At 47.2% G+C, this 2,712-nt stretch carries 3 protein-coding genes; 1 reads left to right on the forward strand and 2 read right to left on the reverse strand.

The genetic code is table 11. The annotated features are described in order from the left end of the window. A partial coding sequence (locus IM319_RS02130) for a helix-turn-helix domain-containing protein (protein WP_287734442.1) occupies window positions 1-217 on the reverse strand: 217 nt, incomplete at its 3' end. Between the two features lie 91 nt (window positions 218-308). Here IM319_RS02130 and IM319_RS02135 point away from each other — a divergent pair. Next, the gene (locus IM319_RS02135) at window positions 309-1,097 is read left to right on the forward strand and encodes an ECF transporter S component (protein WP_287734443.1); all 789 of its coding nucleotides are present in this window, start codon (window positions 309-311) and stop codon (window positions 1,095-1,097) included. A 329-nt stretch (window positions 1,098-1,426) separates the two neighbouring features. Here IM319_RS02135 and ilvC read toward each other — a convergent pair whose 3' ends face one another. After that, the gene (gene ilvC / locus IM319_RS02140; RefSeq protein WP_286825532.1) at window positions 1,427-2,419 is read right to left on the reverse strand and encodes a ketol-acid reductoisomerase; all 993 of its coding nucleotides are present in this window, start codon (window positions 2,417-2,419) and stop codon (window positions 1,427-1,429) included. Between the last annotated feature and the right edge of the window lie 293 nt (window positions 2,420-2,712).

Consider the following 2,712-nt stretch of genomic DNA (forward strand, 5'->3'; position numbering starts at 1 on the left):
TAACTGCGTTTAAAAAGTCTAATTCTTCTTGTTTTTTCCAATCAGTTATCATTGAAGAAGTTTGAGCATATCCTACTCTTTCTTGCTTTTCGTGCCATGCTTGTGTTCGTTCGTGGAGAGCTTTGTTGTAAACTAATCTTACACAGCCCAAAGTGCGCCGCAATAGCGACTCTTGTTCGAGTGTGGGGTAAAATCGGTAAGAATAGGCTTTTTCCATGTCTCACATTTTAGCATATATCGTGTAAATGCGCTAGTATTTAACGGTAAAGCCGTCGTAGAACGACGGGGTTTCAGACCCAAAATTTTCGATGACCCTAGATATTATCCCCGAAGGCGAAGAACGCGAAGTGGAAGCTGTCAGTAGTGCCGCCATTGATGGTGCGCCGATCGCCTATATTGTCGTCTTAGCGGCCATTGTCACTACCCTTTCTTTTATTCCCTTCTCCATTGTCCTCGCTTCCGGCGGTAGTATGCCCCTCAGTCAAGCGGTTTTTCCCCTCTTGGGTTGGTTACTCGGCCCGAGCGCTGGAGCGATCGCTAGTGGCATTGGGTCCTTAATTGGGGCTTTCCTTGCCCCCTACACGGCAGGAATTCCCGCTATTTCGGTCTTTGGGGCAATTATATCCAGTTTTGTGGCGGGAACGATGGTTTTAGGCAAAAAACGCCGTTATTGGTGGTTAGGATTAACATTAATTTTTCTGATTCCCCTGTTTATCTACGCTAACCGGGCGATCGGACTGAACGGCATTTCGCCACGAATCTTTATCGCTGGGGCTTTCGTCGATTGGTCAGCTTTGGTATTATTTATCCTACCAACCCGGACTCTTTTTACCCATTGGATCAAAGGTAGCAATTTAGCCCTAGTAGCGGCGGGAATTTTTGGCGGGACTTGGACCGCCAGCGGCCTCTCCCATTTAGGGGCCGTCGCCATTACCTACTCGATTTTTAACTGGCCCGAAGAAGTCTGGATCGCTTTAATTCCGATCATTCCTGTAGAAAATCTGATTCGTTCCCTCGTCGGTATGGTGATCGGTTGTGGTGTGATTGCCGGTTTACGGGCGATCGGTCTGGTTAAATCAAGAGAGGCGATCTACTAAGCAGGGTCTGCTGAAAAAGTTTTTCGGTGGGGGTTGGGGGTTGGGGGTTGGGGGTTGGGGTGTGGGGTGTGGGGTGTAGGGTTTTAACCATTTTGAGGGGGTCAATTACCTAATTTTCAGGGAAAAAGTCACTGAATTTTCCCCCTGATCACTCCCATGCCTGGTACTTTTTGATTGACAAAAAGTCTAAAAGTCTTACCCAACAAGGTTTTTAGATTTATTCAGCAGCTCCTAAGTAGGAAGTTTTCCTTTTGGGGGGTCGGGTGTCGGGACGGACGCAAAGGCAAGAATTGCCCCGTTGCGTCCAACCCCGCAGGAAAAAAAGAGAACTAGCGTTTTAGCCAACTCATCATCGCTCGTAGATCTTGGCCGACTTCTTCGATCGAATGTTCTGCCTCTTGACGACGCATAGCGGTGAACCCCGGTTTACCTGCTTGATTTTCGAGGACAAACTCTCTGGCGAATTGTCCCGATTGAATTTCCCCGAGGATTTTCCGCATTTCGGCCTTAGTCGCTTCCGTCACCACCCGCGGACCGCGAGTGTAGTCACCGTACTCGGCTGTATTGGAAATACTATCGCGCATTTTGGCTAAACCGCCCTCGACGATCAGATCGACGATCAGTTTTACCTCGTGTAAACACTCAAAATAGGCTAATTCGGGCTGATAACCAGCTTCCACGAGGGTTTCAAAGCCAGCTTTAATTAAAGCACTTAAACCGCCGCATAATACTGCCTGTTCGCCAAAAAGGTCGGTTTCTGTTTCCTCGCGGAAAGTGGTTTCCAAAACCCCAGCCCGAGTGCCACCGATACCTTTAGCGTAGGCCATCGCCCGCTCGCGTGCTTGGCCGGTAGCATCTTGATAGACGGCGAATAAACAGGGGACTCCTTGACCTTGTTCGTAGGTACGACGGACGAGATGGCCCGGTCCTTTGGGTGCGACCATAACCACATCGACATTATCCGGGGGAACCACTTGACCAAAATGAATATTAAAGCCGTGGGCAAAAGATAACACCTTGCCTGCGCTTAAATTCGGGGCAATTTCGTTGAGATAAATCGTTTTCTGCACTTCATCCGGTAAGAGGATCATGATCCAGTCGGCAATTTTAGCGGCTTCGGCCACATCATAAACCGGAATACCGGCTTCTTTGGCTTTGATTGCCGATTTACTGCCGGGATATAGACCAACAATCACATTAACGCCACTATCCTTGAGATTTAATGCGTGGGCATGACCTTGGGAACCATAACCAATAATAGCGATCGTTTTTCCCGCTAATAAATCTAAATTGGCATCCTCATCATAGTACATTCGTGCCATCGAAATCGCTCCTTAACTTCTTTTGTCACTGTGCAAACTCCTAATTATACGGGAAAATCACGCCCGTCAGAAGCATTTGATCGCCGGTTTCCTGGAGTCAGGAAAAAATAGTGCCTAGAAAAATTGAAATTTTCTCTAGATAATTGGGTATTCTAACTAGGGTTTGCTGAATAAATCTAAAAACCTTGTTGGGTAAGACTTTTAGACTTTTTGTCAATCAAAAAGTACCAGGCATGGGAGTGATCAGGGGGAAAATTCAGGTACTTTTTCCCTGAAAATTAGGTAGTTGACCA

This window comes from Microcystis sp. M113S1, from assembly GCF_020246945.1.
Lineage (GTDB): Bacteria > Cyanobacteriota > Cyanobacteriia > Cyanobacteriales > Microcystaceae > Microcystis.

Bases quoted from the DNA above. Each gene is read 5' to 3' on its own strand.
- ilvC (WP_286825532.1), bottom strand. From the start codon at position 2,419: ATGGCACGAATGTACTATGATGAGGATGCCAATTTAGATTTATTAGCG.
- IM319_RS02135 (WP_287734443.1), top strand. From the start codon at position 309: ATGACCCTAGATATTATCCCCGAAGGCGAAGAACGCGAAGTGGAAGCT.